The 20,040-nt window shown below is 39.2% G+C and carries 21 protein-coding genes; 14 read left to right on the top strand and 7 right to left on the bottom strand.

Annotated elements, in window-relative coordinates; all coding sequences use genetic code 11:
• Window positions 1-271: 271 nt before the first annotated feature.
• Genes coxB through H4J50_RS07190 form a run of 4 tightly spaced genes read left to right on the top strand, consistent with a single transcriptional unit; the run spans window position 272 to window position 4,896 of the window.
• Entirely contained in the window at window positions 272-1,768 is a 1,497-nt protein-coding gene (gene coxB / locus H4J50_RS07175; protein WP_182255399.1) for a cytochrome c oxidase subunit II, read from the top strand.
• Window positions 1,769-1,780: 12 nt separating this feature from the next.
• Window positions 1,781-3,385 (top strand): cytochrome c oxidase subunit I, encoded by a 1,605-nt coding sequence (ctaD, locus tag H4J50_RS07180; RefSeq protein WP_108454582.1) that lies wholly within the window; start codon window positions 1,781-1,783, stop codon window positions 3,383-3,385.
• A gap of 11 nt (window positions 3,386-3,396) precedes the next feature.
• Window positions 3,397-3,981 carry a cytochrome c oxidase assembly protein gene (locus H4J50_RS07185; protein ID WP_108454583.1) on the top strand — a complete coding sequence of 195 codons (585 nt, stop codon included), beginning with the start codon at window positions 3,397-3,399 and terminating at the stop codon, window positions 3,979-3,981.
• A gap of 30 nt (window positions 3,982-4,011) precedes the next feature.
• Complete coding sequence (locus H4J50_RS07190; RefSeq protein ID WP_108454584.1) at window positions 4,012-4,896, top strand: cytochrome c oxidase subunit 3; 885 nt, start codon at window positions 4,012-4,014, stop codon at window positions 4,894-4,896.
• Window positions 4,897-4,967: 71 nt separating this feature from the next.
• Here H4J50_RS07190 and H4J50_RS07195 read toward each other — a convergent pair whose 3' ends face one another.
• Window positions 4,968-5,177, bottom strand: a complete 210-nt coding sequence (locus H4J50_RS07195; RefSeq protein ID WP_108454585.1) for a DUF2909 domain-containing protein — start codon at window positions 5,175-5,177, stop codon at window positions 4,968-4,970.
• A gap of 51 nt (window positions 5,178-5,228) precedes the next feature.
• Between H4J50_RS07195 and H4J50_RS07200 the strand changes: the two genes are divergently transcribed.
• The 5 genes from H4J50_RS07200 to H4J50_RS07220 all read left to right on the top strand — a co-directional run bounded on the left by H4J50_RS07200 (window position 5,229) and on the right by H4J50_RS07220 (window position 9,215).
• Window positions 5,229-5,972: an SURF1 family protein gene (locus H4J50_RS07200; RefSeq protein ID WP_182255358.1), complete on the top strand. Its 744-nt coding sequence runs from the start codon at window positions 5,229-5,231 to the stop codon at window positions 5,970-5,972.
• A 75-nt stretch (window positions 5,973-6,047) separates the two neighbouring features.
• Window positions 6,048-6,608 carry a hypothetical protein gene (locus tag H4J50_RS07205; RefSeq protein ID WP_108454587.1) on the top strand — a complete coding sequence of 187 codons (561 nt, stop codon included), beginning with the start codon at window positions 6,048-6,050 and terminating at the stop codon, window positions 6,606-6,608.
• A 25-nt stretch (window positions 6,609-6,633) separates the two neighbouring features.
• Entirely contained in the window at window positions 6,634-7,617 is a 984-nt protein-coding gene (locus H4J50_RS07210; protein WP_182255401.1) for a heme A synthase, read from the top strand.
• A gap of 9 nt (window positions 7,618-7,626) precedes the next feature.
• Complete coding sequence (gene cyoE, locus H4J50_RS07215; RefSeq protein ID WP_108454588.1) at window positions 7,627-8,544, top strand: heme o synthase; 918 nt, start codon at window positions 7,627-7,629, stop codon at window positions 8,542-8,544.
• A complete protein-coding gene (locus H4J50_RS07220) occupies window positions 8,544-9,215 on the top strand; it encodes an SCO family protein (protein ID WP_182255360.1) in 672 nt (223 codons plus the stop codon). The genes cyoE and H4J50_RS07220 overlap by 1 nt, the downstream gene beginning before the upstream one ends.
• 118 nt (window positions 9,216-9,333) lie before the next feature.
• On the opposite strand, the gene H4J50_RS07225 is transcribed toward H4J50_RS07220, so the two are convergent.
• Window positions 9,334-10,383 carry a polysaccharide deacetylase family protein gene (locus H4J50_RS07225; protein WP_182255362.1) on the bottom strand — a complete coding sequence of 350 codons (1,050 nt, stop codon included), beginning with the start codon at window positions 10,381-10,383 and terminating at the stop codon, window positions 9,334-9,336.
• 98 nt (window positions 10,384-10,481) lie between these two features.
• Between H4J50_RS07225 and H4J50_RS07230 the strand changes: the two genes are divergently transcribed.
• On the top strand, window positions 10,482-11,813 hold the full coding sequence (locus H4J50_RS07230; RefSeq protein ID WP_259366191.1) for an MATE family efflux transporter: 1,332 nt from the start codon (window positions 10,482-10,484) through the stop codon (window positions 11,811-11,813).
• A 25-nt stretch (window positions 11,814-11,838) separates the two neighbouring features.
• On the opposite strand, the gene H4J50_RS07235 is transcribed toward H4J50_RS07230, so the two are convergent.
• Window positions 11,839-12,075 (bottom strand): hypothetical protein, encoded by a 237-nt coding sequence (locus H4J50_RS07235; RefSeq protein WP_182255364.1) that lies wholly within the window; start codon window positions 12,073-12,075, stop codon window positions 11,839-11,841.
• 22 nt (window positions 12,076-12,097) lie between these two features.
• Complete coding sequence (nfuA, locus tag H4J50_RS07240; RefSeq protein WP_108457693.1) at window positions 12,098-12,676, bottom strand: Fe-S biogenesis protein NfuA; 579 nt, start codon at window positions 12,674-12,676, stop codon at window positions 12,098-12,100.
• A 251-nt stretch (window positions 12,677-12,927) separates the two neighbouring features.
• On the opposite strand from nfuA, the gene H4J50_RS07245 reads away from it, so the two are divergent.
• Entirely contained in the window at window positions 12,928-15,480 is a 2,553-nt protein-coding gene (locus H4J50_RS07245) for a M14 family zinc carboxypeptidase (RefSeq protein WP_182255366.1), read from the top strand.
• Window positions 15,481-15,487: 7 nt separating this feature from the next.
• Here H4J50_RS07245 and H4J50_RS07250 read toward each other — a convergent pair whose 3' ends face one another.
• Window positions 15,488-16,255: a ComF family protein gene (locus tag H4J50_RS07250; RefSeq protein ID WP_182255368.1), complete on the bottom strand. Its 768-nt coding sequence runs from the start codon at window positions 16,253-16,255 to the stop codon at window positions 15,488-15,490.
• A 66-nt stretch (window positions 16,256-16,321) separates the two neighbouring features.
• Between H4J50_RS07250 and bioH the strand changes: the two genes are divergently transcribed.
• From bioH to H4J50_RS07265, 3 genes are all read left to right on the top strand, one after another.
• Window positions 16,322-17,113 carry a pimeloyl-ACP methyl ester esterase BioH gene (gene bioH / locus H4J50_RS07255; protein WP_182255370.1) on the top strand — a complete coding sequence of 264 codons (792 nt, stop codon included), beginning with the start codon at window positions 16,322-16,324 and terminating at the stop codon, window positions 17,111-17,113.
• A 67-nt stretch (window positions 17,114-17,180) separates the two neighbouring features.
• A complete protein-coding gene (locus tag H4J50_RS07260; protein ID WP_108454595.1) occupies window positions 17,181-17,480 on the top strand; it encodes a hypothetical protein in 300 nt (99 codons plus the stop codon).
• A 5-nt stretch (window positions 17,481-17,485) separates the two neighbouring features.
• A complete protein-coding gene (locus H4J50_RS07265) occupies window positions 17,486-18,469 on the top strand; it encodes a putative metalloprotease CJM1_0395 family protein (RefSeq protein WP_182255372.1) in 984 nt (327 codons plus the stop codon).
• A 73-nt stretch (window positions 18,470-18,542) separates the two neighbouring features.
• Here H4J50_RS07265 and pyrE read toward each other — a convergent pair whose 3' ends face one another.
• Window positions 18,543-19,184 (bottom strand): orotate phosphoribosyltransferase, encoded by a 642-nt coding sequence (gene pyrE, locus H4J50_RS07270; protein WP_182255374.1) that lies wholly within the window; start codon window positions 19,182-19,184, stop codon window positions 18,543-18,545.
• Between the two features lie 18 nt (window positions 19,185-19,202).
• Window positions 19,203-19,916, bottom strand: coding sequence for a ribonuclease PH (rph, locus tag H4J50_RS07275; protein WP_108454601.1), 714 nt, complete (start codon window positions 19,914-19,916; stop codon window positions 19,203-19,205).
• Between the last annotated feature and the right edge of the window lie 124 nt (window positions 19,917-20,040).

Genomic DNA, 20,040 nt, shown 5'->3' on the forward strand with positions numbered 1-20,040 from the left:
TTTTTCATGCTTTTGAAATTTTAATTTGACCCCGATCAAGTTTTAAGTAATTCTAGTCTAGAAAACGTACAAACATAACAATAGGGCGTAATTGACGGTTGTCTGTTAATGCGTCACTTAAATAATAATAAATGTATGCGCAAAACAGTCAGCTTTCATGATGAATCTGTGTTGTTTTGCCTCAAAAGGGTGAAGGAGATGTCGAGTGAAGAGACGTAACCTAGGTTTGCTGTTGCTAGGGGGCTTGTTGTCCAGTTCGGTTTGGGCAGATATGCCACTGAATTTGACCAAGGGCGTTACGGATGTCAGTAGAGACGTATATGATTTACATATGCTGGTACTCTATATCTGTACTGCTATTGGTGTTGTGGTATTTGGTGCCATGTTTTGGTCTATGGTTTTTCACCGTAAATCAAAAGGCTTTAAACCATCAACCTTCCATGAAAGCACAAAAGTTGAAATTCTTTGGACGGCAATTCCTGTCGTTATTCTAATCGCGATGGCTGTTCCTGCCACTATTACGCTCATTGATATGGAAAATAACGATGATGCGGATTTGACGATTCAAGTTACTGGTTCTCAGTGGAAATGGCATTATAAGTATTTCGATCAAGATATCGAATTCTATTCAGTACTTTCTACTCCACGCGAACAGTATGAAAACCAAGACGGTACTTCAGCAGAGAAAGGTGAAAACTACCTGTTAGAAGTTGATCGTCATTTAGTTATTCCAACCAATAAAAAAGTACGGTTTGTTATTACTTCTGATGATGTTATTCACGCTTGGTGGGTACCGGCATTTGCGGTTAAACAAGATGCTAACCCTGGCTTTATTAATGAAGCTTGGACGAAAGTAGATGAACCCGGTATTTATCGCGGCCAATGTGCTGAGTTGTGTGGTAAAGATCACGGCTTTATGCCGATTGTGGTTGAAGTTAAATCAGAAGCTGATTATGCAATTTGGCTTGATGATCAAAAACAATTGAAGGCAAATGCAGCAGCAGCTGAAGCGGCTTCATTAAATGCTTCTGTTCCTCTAGAAGAGCTAATGCAACTCGGTGAAACAACCTACACTGCTTATTGTGCAGCTTGTCACCAAGTTAGCGGTCAAGGTTTACCTCCAGCATTTCCTGCCCTTAAAGGCAGTGCTGTTGCTACAACAGGTCCAGCTAGTGAGCACATAGATATAGTGTTTAACGGTAAAGCTGGTACAGGTATGCAAGGTTACGGCAAGCAATTAAGCTTAAAAGAAATTGCTGCAGTCGTTACTTACGAGCGTAATGCTTGGGGTAACAATACGGGTGATGCTGTGCAAGCTGCTGATGTAAAAGCAGTGTCGGGCGCCGCAAGTACCGGTATTTTAGATGTTGTTGAAGATGTAGTAGAAGATGTAACAGAGCAAGTTACTGACGTTATTGACGACATTATGCCTGAAGAAGATTTAGCCAAGGTTTATAGCAAAGATGAATTAATGACCATGGGTGAAGAAGTTTACATGACCGCATGTGCTGCATGTCATCAAGCGAGTGGAGCTGGTATGGCACCAGTATTTCCAGCACTTAAAGATAGTGTAATTGCTAAGGGCGACGTAACAGTTCATATCGACATGGTTCTCAATGGTAGCAAGAAAAATCCAGCAATGGCTGCATTTTCTGGCCAATTAACTAAAACGCAAATTGCTGCGGTTGTAACTTATGAGCGTAATGCTTGGGGTAACAACACCGGTGATTTAGTCCAGCCAGCAGATGTTGCTGCTAGCGCGAAGTAGGGAGGCGTTATAATGACTACAGATGTAATTAATGATCAATCCGAACATGATTCACATGACGGTGAGCACCATGATCATAAAATGACCGGCCTGAAACGCTGGTTATATACCACTAACCATAAAGATATCGGTTCGATGTACTTATGGTTCTCATTTATTATGTTCTTAACTGGCGGTGTAATGGCGTTGGTTATCCGCGCTGAGCTATTTCAGCCAGGATTACAAATAATTGAGCCTGACTTCTTTAACCAAATGACCACGGTTCACGGTCTTATTATGGTTTTCGGCGCAATAATGCCAGCCTTTACTGGTTTAGCTAACTGGATGCTACCTATGATGGTTGGCGCGCCAGATATGGCATTGCCACGCTTGAATAACTGGAGCTTTTGGATACTACCATTTGCTTTCGCTATTTTATTGTCGACTTTCTTTTTAGAAAGTGGCGCGCCTAACTTTGGTTGGACTTTCTACGCACCATTATCAACGACATACAGTAACGGTAGTACGGCGCTGTTTGTATTTGCGGTACATATTATGGGGATCTCCTCAATTATGGGCGCGATCAACATCGTTGTTACCATTATGAATATGCGTGCGCCAGGTATGACCTACATGAAAATGCCATTATTTGTTTGGACATTTTTCATCACAGCTTACTTGTTAATTGCGGTAATGCCGGTGCTCGCGGGTACCGTCACTATGGTGTTAACCGATACCTACTTTGGCACCAGCTTCTTTGATGCCGCCGGTGGTGGTGACCCTGTAATGTTCCAGCATATATTCTGGTTCTTTGGTCATCCTGAAGTTTACATCATGATTTTGCCAGCCTTTGGTATTGTATCTACTACCATTCCAGCATTTTCACGTAAAAAACTCTTTGGTTATAGTTCAATGGTTTACGCGACTGCATCAATTGCATTCTTATCGTTTATCGTTTGGGCGCATCACATGTTTACCACGGGTATGCCGCTATTTGGTGAATTATTCTTTATGTATTGCACCATGTTAATTGCCGTACCTACGGGTGTTAAGGTCTTTAACTGGGCTGCAACTATGTGGCGCGGTTCAATTAGCTTTGAAACGCCAATGTTATTCTCTATTGCCTTCGTGATTTTGTTCACTATTGGTGGTTTTTCTGGCTTGATGCTAGCGATGACTCCAGTGGATTTTCAATATCATGATACTTACTTTGTTGTTGCTCATTTCCATTATGTATTGGTTACAGGTGCGCTATTCTCTATTTTTGCTGGCGCATACTACTGGTTACCAAAATGGACGGGTTACATGTACAACGACACTTTAAGTAAATGGCATTTTTGGTGTTCATTGATCTCAGTTAACTTATTGTTCTTCCCAATGCACTTTTTAGGATTAGCGGGCATGCCTCGCCGTATTCCTGATTACGCTTTGCAGTTTGCAGATTTTAATAAGTGGGTCAGTATTGGTGGTTTTGCTTTTGGTATTTCGCAATTAATCTTCTTGGTGTTGGTTATCAAGTGTATTAGAGGCGGAGAAAAAGCTCCTGCGAAACCTTGGGATGGCGCAGAAGGATTGGAATGGACAGTGCCTAGCCCTGCGCCATACCATACTTTTGAAACACCACCAAAAATTGATTAATTGGAAATAAAATGACTAACGGTGAATCGCAAAACAAGTTGTCAGAGCAAGCGCAAGCAAAAACGCATGATGCGTCAGTGAAAAAAACAGTAAAAAAGCTGATGTTAATCGTTTTTGGTATGTTTGGTTTTGGTTTTGCGATGGTACCGTTATATGACGTGTTTTGTGATATCACTGGGTTGAATGGAAAAACCTCTAACGTGGCAGCAAGTTACGATGCTGTATCGATAGATACCGAACGTACGATTACCGTGCAATTTTTGACTCGAACAGCTAAAGGTATTCCTTGGCGGTTTGAGCCAATGATTAACGAAGTGAAAGTGCACCCAGGTGAGCGTAAAGTCGTTACATTTTACGCAAAAAATGAGTCTGTAAACGATATTATCGGCCAAGCTGTGCCGTCAGTATCACCAGGGCGGGCTGCGATTTATTTTCAAAAGATAGAGTGCTTTTGTTTTAATAATCAGCCGTTAAAAGCCAGTGAAGATGTTGAAATGGGTTTACAATTTTATGTTGATGTAGACTTACCCGATGACGTATCTACTATCACCCTGTCTTACACCTTATACGATATTACAAGCTCAGTTGATTCTTAAGTGCTTAGCACTTAAATGAGGGGAACAACAATGACGACAAAAGAATACGAAAGTTATTACGTACCAGCGCAAAGCAAATGGCCAATAATTGGTGCTGTAGCGCTGTTTTTAATTGCCGTGGGTGCTGGCAATTATGTCTCAAATTTAAATAATCCTGAAAATGCAGGCGGTGGCTGGGTTTTACTGGCTGGTGTCGCATTGATTATTTATATGGTTTTTGGCTGGTTCAATAATGTTATTACCGAGTCAATGGCTGGAAAATATAGTCGTCAAATGGATAATTCATTCCGTCAAGGTATGAGTTGGTTCATCTTTTCAGAAGTCATGTTTTTTGCGGCATTTTTTGGTGCGTTACTTTATGCTCGTACTTTCTCTGTGCCTTGGCTTGACGGTGCAGGCAATAATGCTGCAACAGCCGCTATATTATGGCCTGAATTTACCGCAACTTGGCCGTTAATAAAAACACCTGATGGCACTGAAACGACCGCTATGGGTTGGTATGGTTTACCATTAATTAACACCATTTTATTGTTAACGTCATCAATTACTGCACATTTTGCACATGTTTCATTAGAACAAGAAAAACGTGGATTATTAAAGTTTTGGTTAGGTTTAACGGTAGTTTTAGGTATTGTTTTTCTGTTTTGCCAAGGCCTAGAATATGCGCATGGCTATGCTGATGAAATGAAACTGTATTTAGACAGTGGTATTTACGGTAATACCTTTTACTTGCTAACCGGCTTTCATGGTATGCACGTAACCTTGGGTACCATCATGTTGTTAGTGATGTTAATTCGAGTATTTAAGGGGCATTTTACACCGAAAAACCACTTTGCATTCCAAGCCGCAAGTTGGTATTGGCATTTTGTTGATGTAGTTTGGGTAATACTGTTTGTTTTTGTTTATATTATCTAAAGTATTTAATAACGACAAAATTGAGTAAGTTATTGAAGGTACGATATTATCAATATCGTACCTTTCATTATTTAAAAGGGGCGTGGATTAGGCGTGATAACCCCAGTAAATATACCGATAACAAGCAATAAAATGATGACGACGGATGTTATAACTCTACGGCCGATATATTTAGACATAGGTGGCTTGTCGGAATCATTTTTATTCATGATAAATAATGCTCTAAACAAGTTGTAAATCATAAAGGCTAATAAGCCGACAACAATAATTTTAATTAACACAACATTCTCTCTTTTATAGTCTGTTTTTAGTTAGTGAACATGCGGTAGTCTATGAATCTGGTATTAATTCAGCACAAGTTAAAACAACTTAATTGGCCGATGGTTATATTTACCATGCTAGTATTTTCGTTATTAATCAAGCTCGGATTTTGGCAAATTGAACGGGCTTTTGAAAAAGAGCAACGTCAACAACGAATTAAAACGTTAAGCCAACGCAACGCATTATCGTTAGAGCAAATATTAGCGCTTAAAGGCTTGCAAGACGGAATTAATGATTTACCCATAGAGGTCAGTGGGAATTTTGATGCTGATAAAGTTTTTCTGCTTGATAACCAGCCTGATAAAGGGCGCTTAGGCTATCGGGTATATCAAATTATTGAAAGTAACGGCGCTGCTATTTTAGTTAACTTAGGTTGGGTGCAAGGCTCGATTGACCGAAGTGTATTACCTGAGATATTACCTGTTAGTGGTCAACATACCATCACAGGTCATGTTCGAGAAATTGAAGTGGGTATTCAATTACAAGCGCAAAATTTCACTGATTCAAACTGGCCGCTGCGAGTACAACAAATAGAAATCGATAAGTTTTCGCAATTAATCAACAAGAAACTATTGCCCTTTGTGGTTTACTTAGATAAAAAAGAGTCTATAGGATATAAAAAAAATTGGCAGCCGATTGTAATGCCACCTGAAAAACATCGAGGATATGCTTTTCAATGGTTTAGTTTGGCATTAGCTTGGATAAGTTTAATGATTTGGGCCGCTATAAAAATGAGTAAAAAAGATCCATCATAAATAATCTGAAATAAAAATGAGCAAGTAGAGTAGAAAATACCGAAATCAAATAATAAGAATAAAAGGCTGAGTTGTATGAGTTCTTCAGAGTTAAATAAATCGCGCCGCAGTATGTTAATTCTCTTAGCGGTATTTATTATCCCGATTGTGCTAGCTAAATTAGCACTAAACCAACAATGGTTTAATTATGGTGTCACCAACCAAGGGCAGTTAATTGATAATGAACTGACTTTGGCAAAACTTGGGCTAAATGTAGACGATTTTGATCACCAATGGTTGATGTTATACACCTTACCAGCAACATGTGATGAACAATGTGAAAAAGTTTTAGTCAGCGTCAACAATACCTATATAGCACTTGGTAAAGAAATGCCGCGTGTTAAACCTATCGCTTTAACCCAACAAGATTTAAGTCCAGCACAAGCTGAAAAAATTAATATTAAGAAATGGCACATTCAAGCTATGCCTGCATTAGCTAAAGTTGAGATTACCCAGTCACAAGTGCTTATTGTTGATCCACTAGGCAATGTCATTTTAAGCCATATACCGCCAAAAAGTCATGAGCAATTGCCGCACTTTGGTAAGTCAATATTAGCCGACTTTAAGAAGTTGTTAAAATATTCAAGGATTGGCTAATATGAGAACACAAAGCTCATCGGATATTAAAAAACTCGTTTTTGTTAGCATTTTATTAGCCATAGTTGTGGTGAGTTTAGGTGCTTATACTCGATTAACTCACGCCGGACTTGGTTGCCCTGATTGGCCAGGCTGTTACGGTTTTATTGACGTGCCAAAAACAAGTGAACAAATTTTGGCTGCTGAAAAAGCATTCCCTGATCGCCCAGTAGAGCATCACAAAGCTTGGAACGAAATGATTCATCGTTACTTTGCTGGCGCCTTAGGTTTTTTAATTCTAATTATTGCTTTTTTGTCGATTAAACGTCGAGCTCATGGTGGCCCCGTGGGTTTGCCTATTTTAATTTTGTTGGTGGTGATCTTTCAAGCCGCACTAGGCATGTGGACCGTCACCATGATGTTAATGCCTGTGGTTGTCATGGGGCATCTGCTCGGGGGCTTTACCACTTTATGCTTATTGTTTTTACTGTATTTGCGTTTGGGAGATTATCGAGTACCCGGCGGTGATGTTGCTTTAAAAAAATATGCTAAGTTTGGTGTGTTAGGTATTATTATTTTAATTGGGCAAATTAGTCTGGGTGGTTGGACATCGTCAAACTACGCCGCGCTAACTTGTACCGAACTGCCTATTTGTCAAGCTGGTTGGATGGATCAGCTAAATTTTGAACATGCGTTAGATCTAATACCGCCTGAGAAAGATAGTTACGAATTTGGTCATTTAGATCATGCGTCGCGTTTAACCATTCATGTGATGCATCGCATTGGTGCTATAGTAACAACGCTTTATTTATTATGGTTTGCTATCAGTATATACCGTAAAGCTCAGTCACCATTTTTTAGAAATGCATCATTGAGTTTAGGTTTTATTCTTAGCGTACAAGTTGGCTTAGGGATAAGTAATGTTTGGTTTTCATTACCGTTAAGTGTAGCGGTAAGTCACAACGTGGTTGCTGCCATGTTAATGATGTCATTAATTACTATGACATACAGTTTAAAACGGAAAATTTAGGGGCATAATATGAGTCAAAGCAACACGGTAGAAGCGAGTCATAGCGCACCTAGTACGCCCATTTGGCGTGATTATTATGAAATAACAAAACCACGCGTAGTGGCATTGTTAGTGTTAACGGCTTTAGTGGGCATGTGTTTATCTGTGCCTGGCGTTATTCCTTGGCAGGTTTTAGTGCCATCCATGATAGGCATTGGCTTTTTGTCTTCAGCCGCCGCCGCCATTAATCACATTGTAGATGAACGTATAGATAAAGTGATGGGGCGAACTTATAATCGACCATTACCAAACGGCAGGCTTACTGCACGCAGCGCCACCATCTTCGCGATCAGTTTAGCCGTGGTAGGCTTTATCGTTTTATATGCGTTAGTCAACCCGCTTACTGCTTGGTTAACCTTCTCAGGTCTTGTAGGTTATAGCTTTATTTATACTATGTATTTAAAGCGTGCTACACCTCAAAATATAACCATTGGCGGTTTAGCTGGAGCGATTCCCCCTTTATTGGGTTGGACAGCAATGACCAATGAAGTACATCCCAATGCGCTATTATTAGTACTATTGATATTCACTTGGACACCACCACATTTTTGGGCGTTAGCTATTCATCGAAAAGACGAATATGCCAAGGTTAACATTCCTATGCTGCCGGTTACTCACGGAGTAAACTTCACTAAAACTCAAATTTTACTGTATACGGTATTGCTGTTTGTTGTGGGTTTATTACCGTATTTGGTCGGTATGAGTAATTGGTTATATTTAATTGGTGCAGTGGTTTTAAACTTAGTGTTTTTTGCATATGCTTGGAAATTAAAATTTCATGCTGATGAAGAAACCGCCATGGATACCTTTAAGTTTTCTATTGTGCATTTAATGGCATTATTTATTATTCTCTTACTCGATCACTACTTATTACCGGTTACCGGCTAATGAACAAAATAGTTACCTTGATAGTTGCATTAGGTGCACTTGCGGCGGGTATCGTGTTATTTGGTCAGTTAAACCAAAAAGCGCCTGTTGAATTTGCTTTACATTACCAACAAGCACGAGATATAAAAACCTTTGAGTTAACTGATCATCTTGGCGAAAAGTTCAATAACGAGTCGCTAAAAGGTAAGTGGAATTGGGTGTTTTTTGGTTATACATCTTGCCCTGATGTATGCCCAACAACACTTCAAGAACTGAACTTTATCTACGATGATTTACAAGCGATAACAAATAACAACCAAGTTTTGCTAGTTTCTGTTGACCCTAAACGCGATACGCAAGAAAAGCTTGCAAGTTATATTGGTTATTTTAATCCTGAATTTAAAGCTTTGCATGGTGATCATGGGGCGTTATTTCCATTCGCGAGAAACTTAGGTTTAATGTATGCGATTACTGAGACTGAAGTTGATCTGCAATTGAATAGTGATGCCATAGAAAACCACGGAGCAACAGTAACTAACTACTTAGTTGATCACAGTGCATCATTAGTATTAATTAATCCTGATGGCAAAGTAGAAGCTATTTTTAAGCCAAAACAAGCGTTGGGTGAAGTGCCGGTGATTGAAGGTGATAAACTTGTAAGTGATTTTGCAAAAATAGTCGCGTTATATTGAGTTAAGTTTAAAGCAACAACAAAATTAAACTCGGTATTTATGAGGTGAAGTTTTTAAACTATTTTCCACATAAATGCCGAGCTGATAACTTCGCTACTAACAGTTTATTCTGTCTTATTTATAACGGATACCATTCTCGATTTTCTTTGAGAATAAACCAAGGTTTTGAAAACCAATAATATCTACCAGGTTCACTAATACTCGGTGCAGTACAATTACAGCGTACACGACCTGGCTGTAATGGCGCACTAAAATTAATGGTAAAGCTTTCGTCGTTTTGCCATTCAATTTTTTGTCGGCCTAAGCCAGAAATATAACAATGTAGCTGATCAGGTTCAAAGTCATCAACTTCCACATTAACGGTTAGTGAAGAAGATTGACCTTGCTCAAAGATGGTTTGTAGATTGTCGCCTTTAAGCTGAATGTTAAAAGGTAATGAGTCTAGCTTATCTCGCAGGCTTGAAAGTTGGTCGTAGGGTTGGGAAGCAGGAAATCGCGGAATACTGGTCACGTCAGTATTCAAACTAACAGCCCCAGATTGCTGTGAAAATGCAACAAAGTTATTATCACGTACCCATTGTTGAACTTCTGGACTGAACTCACCATAAGGATAGGCAAAGTAGCGCCAACTCTGGCCAGTTTCTGCTTCAATCATTTCTTCAGCACGCAATAACGTTTTCGTATTTTTTGCTAACCAAGCTTGGGTGGTCATTCCATCTGGCGTTCGGGCTAACGAATCATGGTGCATGCCATGATTGGCAATAATTACACCGTCATCAGCCATCACTTTTAATTGTTGCCATGACAGAAAATGTGAAGTGTTCTGTCCTACCATTCCTGGGTTGATAAAGATGGTAAAAGGAAAGTTGTGCTTGTCTAAAATTGGCTTACCATTGGTTAAAATGTTGATATAAGCATCATCAAAGGTGATCACAACCGTTTTATCGGGTAAAGCTTGTTGCTGCTTAATAGCGTCCATTAAGGTGGATAAGGCAATTACTTTAAAGTTATTGTCTTGAAGATATTGCATATGTTTTGAAAATTGTTCGGGGGTAATGCTAGTGCTAGCTGGAGTGTCTTCACTAACATGATGATATTGTAAAATAACAGTAGCAAAACTGGTGAAATGTATGCAAAAGCACAACGCTGCCAAGAGACGGTATTTCATGGTAATCTTCCTGCAAAATATGGGAAATTAAAGACAGGCGTAAAATAGCTTTTTTTTAACACTTTATACAGCCCAATTCACAATAAAGGTCAGCTTTTTTGAAATTCAATGATTTAGATCGGCATAAGCAATTGTTCGTACTCGCTTTACCGATGATTTTATCAAATATAACCGCACCTTTATTAGGCTTGGTTGATACTGCAGTTATCGGGCACTTATCTCATGCTTATTATTTGGGTGGAAGTACGGTCGGGGCGATGATTATTACGGTCATTACTTGGCTTTGTGGTTTTTTGAGAATGTCGACAACGGGCTTGTCGGCACAAGCGTTTGGTCAACAAAATGATCAATCAAACTGCTTAATATTACTCCGGGGTATCATTGTTGCTTTCACCGTTGGCTTGGTGGTTATTCTGCTGCAAGGTGTTTATCTAGATATAGCACTTTCACTCGCTGGAGGCTCTGAGCAAGTTCAGTTTTATGCTCGAGAATATAGTGAAGTGCGTGTATGGGGCTTGCCTGCGGCATTGGCGAATTTAGTCATTATGGGCTGGCTACTTGGCAATCACCAAGCGAAAGCGGTGATGTGGTTAGTTATTACGACAAATTTAATTAATTTAGGCTTAGATCTACTGTTTGTTATTGGTTTTGAATGGCAAGTTAAAGGTGTGGCATTGGCGACCTTAATTTCAGAATACAGTGGCTTAATTATAGGGTTAATTTTTGTATTTAAAAACTTTCAGCACAAATTTATTGGCTTGTTTACCAATGCACAGCAACTTTTTGAGGCGGTGTTAGAGCGCTCGGCATTACTTAGCTATTTTAAGCTTAATCGAGATATATTAATTCGTACTTTATGCTTAGAAGTTTGCTTTGTATTTATGACTTTTCAAGGTGCACGACTAGGTGATGATGTCATTGCGGCCAATGCGATATTGATGAACTTTTTGTTATTAATATCGTTCGGTTTAGACGGTATCGCGAATGCTGCCGAAGTTATGGTGGGTAAAGCAAAAGGTGAAAATAACCAAAAAAATATGTTTGTCAGCGTGAATATCGCACTATGTTGGACCGGCATCTTTGCTCTGGCTTATAGCTTAATGTTTTATCTAGCGGGTAATTATTTTATTACAACCATTTCAAATATAACCGAGGTTGTTGATTATGCACAACAGCATTTATTCTGGATTGTAGCGCTGCCCATACTCGCTTGTTGGTGTTATTTATACGACGGTGTGTATGTGGGATTAATGCAAGCACATATTATGAGAAACAGCATGTTAATTGCTACTTTTGGTTGTTTCTTTCCGGTATGGTGGTTATTAGAAGATTATGGTAATCACGGATTGTGGGCTGCATTTTCTGTCTTTATGCTAGCGCGTGGAGTAACGTTAGCTTGGCACTATCAACGAAATAAACATGCTTTTTAATGAGTCTGCATGCTTATGGTTTTATCTAAGGTTTAGTGCGATTAAAAATGTGATACAAACGATTAGCAAATAACCCGAGGTAGCCGTAAATAGCCAGCAGACAACCGATAGCTAAGATCACAATGCCTATTATTTGCCAAATATGACTTTGGTAAAGCCCTAAAAAAATAAAGCAGGCACCAATAATAAAAAGGCCAAGTCCTCTGAGAAAACGCTGCATGCTGCGTTGAGGGTCTTGGCCTAGCTTTTCTAATAATGACATTACTAACGAATACTAAATGTGATTAGTAATATGAATGTTCACCACGTTCGTGTTCAGTCATATCTTTAACACCTTTAATTTCATCGCCCATCATGTCGATTAATTGCTTTTCAATGCCGTCTTTTACCGTAACATCAATTTGAGCACAACCATTACAGCCGCCGCCAAATTGTAATACCGCATAGCCGTCTTCGGTAATTTCCATTAAAGTACATTCGCCGCCATGGCCAGCAAGTTGTGGATTTACTTCAGCTTTTAAAAAGTAATCAACACGTTCGAATAAAGGAGCGTCATCACCCACTTTACGCAATTTAGCATTTGGCGCTTTTAGTGTTAACTGAGAGCCCATTTGATCTGTGGTAAAATCAATTTCAGCTTCTTCTAAAAATAATTTACTATCGGCATCGATATAAGCTGAAAAATGCTCAAATTTTAGTTCAATATCGTCAGCTTCTACAGCGTCAGCTGGACAGTACGATACACCACATTCTGCGCTTGCTGTGCCCGGGTTTACAACAAACACGCGGATACTCGTACCTTCTGCTTGACCAGAAAGTAGTTTTACAAAATGTTCTTGTGCAGTTTCTGAAATGTTAACCATCATACTATTTTACTCTCACTACTGGGTGGAACTTTTTACAGGGATTGAGTTTTCAATACCCGACTATTTTACTCAAGTATCACCATTTTACTCTTCTCAGCCGTTTGGCGCTAGTCCTAGATGGCATAATTTATATACTCCTAATCTGAAAAGGGATAAAGCTAGTAGATAAACGATTAATTATATGAAGATAACTAGTTCAAAAGGCATAATTTTGTTATTTTATCAGTAATCAATTAAGGAAAGCCTTTATGTTCTTATCGTGTTGTCGAATTGTCATATTTTTTTTATTAAGTACCTCGTTTGCTGTATTCAGTGCGAATGTGAGTACTTATTTACCCAGTGATAGTGTTTATAATCAGAAAATACCTACGCCAGAGTCTACTTTAGGTTTTGGTATCGGTGAACGTCACCCTCGTCATGACCAAGTATTGAGTTATTTACAAAAAGTGGCAGTAGCTTCTGATCGAGTTAATATTGAGGAGATGGGTCGAACCACGCAATTTCGTTCACAAGTTTTGCTGACGATTTCTAGCCCCTATAATCTTAATAATATTGATGAAATTCTAGCAAGACGCTCAAATATAGCAGCGTCATCTAAAGATCCCATTGTGGTCTGGCTAGGCTATAGTGTGCATGGCGATGAAATCAGTGGTACTAATGCCGCCATGGTGGTTGCATATCATTTAGCTGCCTCACAAGATAAAGCTGTTGCCGATATGCTCAACGACACTATTATCGTTATAGAGCCAAGTCTTAACCCAGACGGCATGGACAGATTTGTTAATTGGGTAACCACACATCGTGGGATCGCCGAGAACCCTGATCCAAACCATATTGAACATCATCAAAATTGGCGTACTGGCCGAACCAATCATTTTGGTTTTGACTTAAACCGAGATTGGTTGCTTTTATCGCAAAAAGAAAGCCAAAATCGCTTACCTTATTTTCATCAATATCAACCGAATGTGTTGGGTGATTTTCATGAAATGGGCGCGAACGGGAGTTATTTTTTTCAGCCTGGCATTCCAACACGAACCCACCCTTTAACACCGGAAAAAAATACCGAATTAACACAGTTGTTAGCAACTTATCATGCCAAAGCGCTCGATAAAAAAGAACGCTTATATTACAGCGAAGAAAGCTTCGATGATTTCTATTACGGAAAAGGCTCAACTTATCCTGATATCAATGGCGGCATTGGTGTGTTGTTTGAACAAGCCAGTAGTCGTGGTTTTCAACAACAAACGGTTAATGGTTTATTAACCTTTGAATACGGTATTCAAAATCATGTATTAACATCGTTATCGACTATTGAAGGTGCGTGGAAAAACCAAGCTAAATTTAAAGATTATCGTCGAGACTTTTTTAAATTAGCTGAAAAACAAGCCAGTGATGAAAGTTTTAACGGTTATATTTTTACCGAAACAAGTGACCATTATCGGTTACAAGCTTTCTTAAGTAAGTTACAACAACATCAAATTAAGGTTTATCCGCTTAAGCAAGATTATAAGCGTCATGAGCTAACATACATTGCTGAGCAGAGTTATTATATTCCGTTAGAGCAGCCACAATATCGCGTAATCAAGGCTTTGTTTAATCAACAACAAAACTTTGAAGATAATACTTTTTATGATGTTTCAGGCTGGACATTACCACTGGCAATGAATATCAAGTTTGATCAAGTTAGTAGTACTTGGGGCTTAAAAACACAAGAAAAATCTTGGCAGCCTAGCGAGGCAAAAGCAACTGAAGTAAGTGAATTAGCTTACGCTTATGCATTTGAGTGGTATGACTTTTTAGCACCTAAATTATTAAACAAAATTACTAACGCCAACATTACAGCAAAGGTCGCTACTAAAGACTTTTCAGCGACAGTAAATGGCAAAGTTAAATCGTTTAATCAAGGCACTATTATTGTACCTGCTGGCATTCAACAAGTTGAAAACTGGCAGAGTATTTTGACTGACTTAGCGGCGCAAAGCCAAATACCGCTGAACGCTTTAGATACGGGGTTAACGGCGAAAGGTATTGATATAGGCAGTAGCTCTTTTCGTCCAGTATCAGCACCTAAAGTATTATTAGTGGGAGGCAAAGGCGTTTCACAATATGAAGCAGGAGAAATGCTTTATTACCTTGATAGCTTGCTTGAAATACCAGTAACGGTAGTCGAAATGCAAAGATTAAGTGCCATTGATTTAGCCGAATACAGTCATATTATTATGGTGGATGGGAAATATAAGGCTTTAAGTACTCAGGTAGTGGGAAAGTTTGCATCATGGGTGGCTAATGGTGGCGTAATTTTTGGCCAAAAAAGTGCTGCTCAATGGTTATCAACTAATGAGATACTCAAAATTGATTTTGTCAGCAAAAATCATATCGACCAACTGTTTGATACCGATAAGTTAACCTATGGTGATAAAGAAAAACTCTCTGCAAGAAAGCGCATTGCCGGTGCTATATTTAAAGCCGAGTTAGATATTAGTCATCCACTTGCTTACGGTTACCAACAAAGTGAATTACCCGTATTTCGTAACAGCACCATTATTATGGAGCAAACAGCAAAACCCTTCATTAGCGTAGCAAAATATAGCAAAACGCCTTTACTCAGTGGCTATTCAGATCAGAACTTGGTTAATCGTTTAGCAAATAACCCAACACTCGTTGCTCATAACGTTGGAAAAGGGCGAGTTATTGCAAGTACCGACGACTTAGTTTTTAGAGGTTACTTTTTAGGCAGTATGAAGATAGTGGCAAACAGCTTGTTTTTTGCCAAAGCGTTTAGCGCAACCTTAGCAGAGTAAAGCCAAGCTAGTTCGGAATGGCTAAACTAATACAGAGCAGTGTAATACTTTGCACTCCTTTGTTTTTCAGCAATTTACAGATCTCATTAGCGGTTGTTCCTGTGGTCACTACGTCATCTATTAAAATGATATTTTTCGGTAAACTCTCTCCTTTACCTAAATATAAACCGAAAGCGTTTTTTAAGTTTTTGCGGCGATCTAAACCAGATTTTCCTACCTGATTTTCAGTACACTTTTCACGAATCACTACATTGGCTTGATAAGGGTAATCAAAAGCTTTTGAAAACTTGCGCGCTATCAGATGTGCTTGATTAAAACCACGGGTTTGCCACTTTTTTAAATGTAATGGTACCGATAACACTAAGGTGTTGTCGGGGGTAATATTGGCTTTTTCAATCTCAAGGTAGTTATGCCAATGGTCAATTAATAGGTAGCTTAATAATTCAGCCAGCTCGGTTTTATGTTGATATTTTAACTGAGTAATCCAAGTATCTAATGGCCAAACATAGGGAGCAATGGCAATAAGGTGATCAAAATTATTTTTTGGTATCAGTTTTGTCACCGCAGGCCAAGAAAGTAAGTCATAAGGCAGAAGCTGATAATTAAAATAAGGTAAATCTGCTTGGCAAAACTGACAAAGTAAGGGGTGATGTTGGCAAGCGTTACCACATAAAATGCAACTGCTTATTTTTAGCCTAAAAGCGCTAAAACGCTGGCTTAATAATCGTTGTAAATTTAATAATATTTTGTTGTTGTCGGTATTGCCAAATTCCATTTTTAGCATCCATTGGTTAAACTATGCGCCTACCCGTTATCGAGTTCACTAAGCATGACAAAAAGCATGACACAAAAATTAAAAATTGCGAGTACAGGACAAGGAACTCCGCTAGTGTTTATTCATGGTTGGGGCCTTAACTCTGCTGTTTGGCAGCCTTGCTTAGCGCATTTGCAGACTGATTTTGAAGTTATTACCGTTGATCTTCCGGGTTTTGCTACAAATAATTCGGTGCAACTGGCTGAATATTCTTTAGTTGAAATAGCTGAACTGATTACTCTGGCGGTTGGGAAACCTGCTATTTATATTGGTTGGTCGTTAGGTGGGTTAATTGCTAGTCAAATAGCCATTTCACACCCTAAGTTATTATTAGGGTTAGTTACTGTTGCAAGTTCTCCTCAGTTTGTTGAACGTGATAATTGGCCTGGTATTAAAGCGAGCGTATTGGCATTGTTTCACCAGCAATTAGCTCAAGACACGACAAAAACCATTAGCAATTTTTTGAAAATTCAAGCCATGGGCAGCCCACATATACGCCAAGACATTAAAACAATTCGTGATCTAGTTATGCAGTATGCTCAACCTAGTAGACAGGTGTTAGACGATTCATTAAGTTTATTAGAGACATCAAATTTGTCTGAGCAGATACAATCTATTGATAAGCCATTTTTAAGGCTTTACGGAAAACTTGATAGTTTAGTGCCTAAGCAAGTCATAAGTAAAGTTGATGAAATTGTACCTAATAGTCAAAGTTATATATTTGAACAAGCTTCACATGCGCCATTCATATCCCATCAAAGCGAGTTTCTAGTGGTATTAAAGAATTGGATAGCCCAAAATTTCACTAAAAATACATAGTTTACTTTTTGGCTTTTTTGGTCAATAATTAAACAGGTAAGCAAGTGTAATAATTTAGGAGAGTTTTATGGAAATTCAATCCGCTTTTAATACTGGCCTTCAAGGCTTTCAAAAAGCCACTGAAAGTGCCTATGAAGCTGCTGAAAATATAGCCACCAACGTAGGTATAACACCTGAAACATATGGTATAGGTGGGCAAAGTAGTAATCAAATTTCAGATACATCTCCTCAGCTTTCAAACAACACAGTAAGCCTTACACAATCAGTGGTTGAATTACGTGTGGCAGAATTTCAAGCTAAAGCGTCTGCTAACGTTATAGAGTCAGCTGATGAAAACCTAGGGACTTTATTGGACGTTCGCGTTTAGCCACTATGAATATCACACCACAAAGCAATCAAGTTCCCGTACAAACTGCTGTAAACCTGCAGACTGATAGCTTGCGCCGTGATAATCAACAAAGAGAAATCATCACACGGCCCGAGCCATCGAGCCAATCAGCCGCGGAAAAAGGGGTTGCTTCAGATAAAGAGCGGGGTCGTACACCTGCGCAAAATAATCAACAAGTAGATTTTGCTAGTTTACGCAAGCAAGCAGAACTTGCTAACGATGTTATTGGCAATGGTTCAGGCCGTAACGCTGGAAACAATGAAAGTTCAGGCCAAGATTCTGAACAAAAAGATGGTGAAAACTCTGCAGATTCAAAACAAGGTCGAGACTCTACAAGCAACTCTCAAAAGTCTGATGCAGAAGTAGTAGCAGAAAAAGAAGTTATTCGCAGTTTAGAAAGTCGCGATAAAGAAGTACGTAATCATGAAAGGGCTCATGCATCAGTAGGTGGTGCGTTCACTGGCGCGCCGAACTACTCATATGAAACGGGTCCCAATGGTAAAAAGTACGCTGTTGAAGGTGAGGTCTCAGTAGACTTAACGCCGATTGCTGGCGAACCTAAAGAAACGATCGCTAAAATGAATAAAGTTCAGGCGGCGGCTTTAGCGCCAACTGACCCATCTTCACAAGATATTCGAGTAGCAGCCTCAGCAGCGAGTATTATTTTAGAGGCGCAAGCAGAACTAGTTAATGCGAATGCCAATGCTGAAAATACAGAAGAAGAATATAAAGACGGTGATTTATTCCGTGACAAAAGCATACTGCAAAGTGATGAGAGCTTTGCAAATAATGAAAGTAGTAAAGCTTTTGATCGACAAATAGAGCAGACCTTATCGGCACAAGAAACAATTGCGCCAAGTCGGCCTTTAGCCGTTGATCAAAGAGCGGGTCGAATTGAACAATTTTATTCAAATATCAATCAAGCTTACGACAAGTCACCAAGCTATCAGTTTGAATTAATCGCCTAATCTAAAAGTTTGTACAAAACCCAAAGCCTGCAAATTGCAGGCTTTTCGATCGAGTTGTAAGGCAACTTACAAACTAAATACCGTAGTCTTCACGATATTTTCTAATACTGACTAAGCTATCAACCATGCCAGGTTGTTCTTCTAAGTAACTGATCACGTCTGCTAAGGTCACGATAGAAATGACTTTAGTATGAAAGTCGCGTTCTACTTCTTGAATTGCAGAAAGTTCAGCTTGACCTTTTTCTTGTCTATCTAAGGCGATAAGTACACCTGATAATTCAGCGCCATGTGCTTGAATAATTTCCATTGATTCACGAATAGCAGTACCTGCGGTGATCACGTCATCAACCAACATCACTTTGCCTTCAAGTGCAGAGCCAACCAAACTGCCGCCTTCACCGTGCTTTTTAGCTTCTTTACGATTAAAGCAATAAGGCATATCTATATCATAACTGTCTGCAAGTGCCACTGCTGTGGTGGTGGCAATCGGTATGCCTTTGTAAGCAGGGCCAAATAACAAGTTATATTCAATTTTTGAATCTTGTAGTGCTGCTGCGTAAAAACGTCCTAAACGAGCTAAGTCACGACCGGTATTGAATAAGCCTGCATTAAAAAAGTAAGGGCTCGTTCTGCCTGATTTTAATGTAAACTCGCCAAAACGTAATACTTGTTTAGCTAAGGCAAACTCAATAAATTCGCGTTGATAATCTTTCATTATTAACTCCTAAATAGCTTAGTTTAAAGCGGCTTTTTGTATATCAAACAGTTCGTTAATACTGTTTTTGGCTAGTGCCAGCATTTCTTGCATTTCGTCGAAGCTAAATGGCTCTTCTTCGGCGGTGCCTTGCACTTCAATTAGCTTACCTGTTTCTGTCATTACAACATTCATGTCTGTATCGGCAGCTGAATCTTCAACATAATCTAAATCAGACACGGCTTCGCCTTTATACATACCAACAGAAACAGCAGCAATCATGTGCTTAAGAGGGTTGTTGTTGATAATACCTTTAGCTCGCATATGATTTAACGCATCAACTAAGGCTACACAAGCGCCAGTAATTGAAGCAGTACGTGTGCCACCGTCAGCTTGAATAACATCACAATCAACCGTAATTGTGTTTTCGCCTAAAGCGACTAAATCAACCGCAGCACGTAAAGAGCGAGCAATTAATCGAGAAATTTCTAATGTACGACCACTTTGTTTGCCATTAGCCGCTTCGCGTCGCATACGGGTGTGAGTTGAGCGAGGTAACATGCCGTACTCGGCAGTTATCCAGCCTTTACCTTGGCCTTTAAGAAAACGTGGAACGCCAGTTTCAACTGTTGCAGTACAAATAACTTTGGTATCACCAAATTCAATAAGCACGGAGCCTTCTGCATGAGCTGTAAATTGACGAGTAATAGTTACTGGGCGAATTTGCCCTAAAGTTCTGCCGCTTGGACGCATGTTGAATTTCCTATCGTAATATAATTGCTGCGCATTATAATCGTTCGGATGGCAATTTGACATAATGACCTGACAAGTATTTTGAAATATAGTTAATTAAACTAAGGTCATACTATTATGTGTT

Origin of the sequence: Colwellia sp. 6M3 (genome assembly GCF_014077595.1) — a bacterium.
GTDB lineage: Bacteria > Pseudomonadota > Gammaproteobacteria > Enterobacterales > Alteromonadaceae > Cognaticolwellia.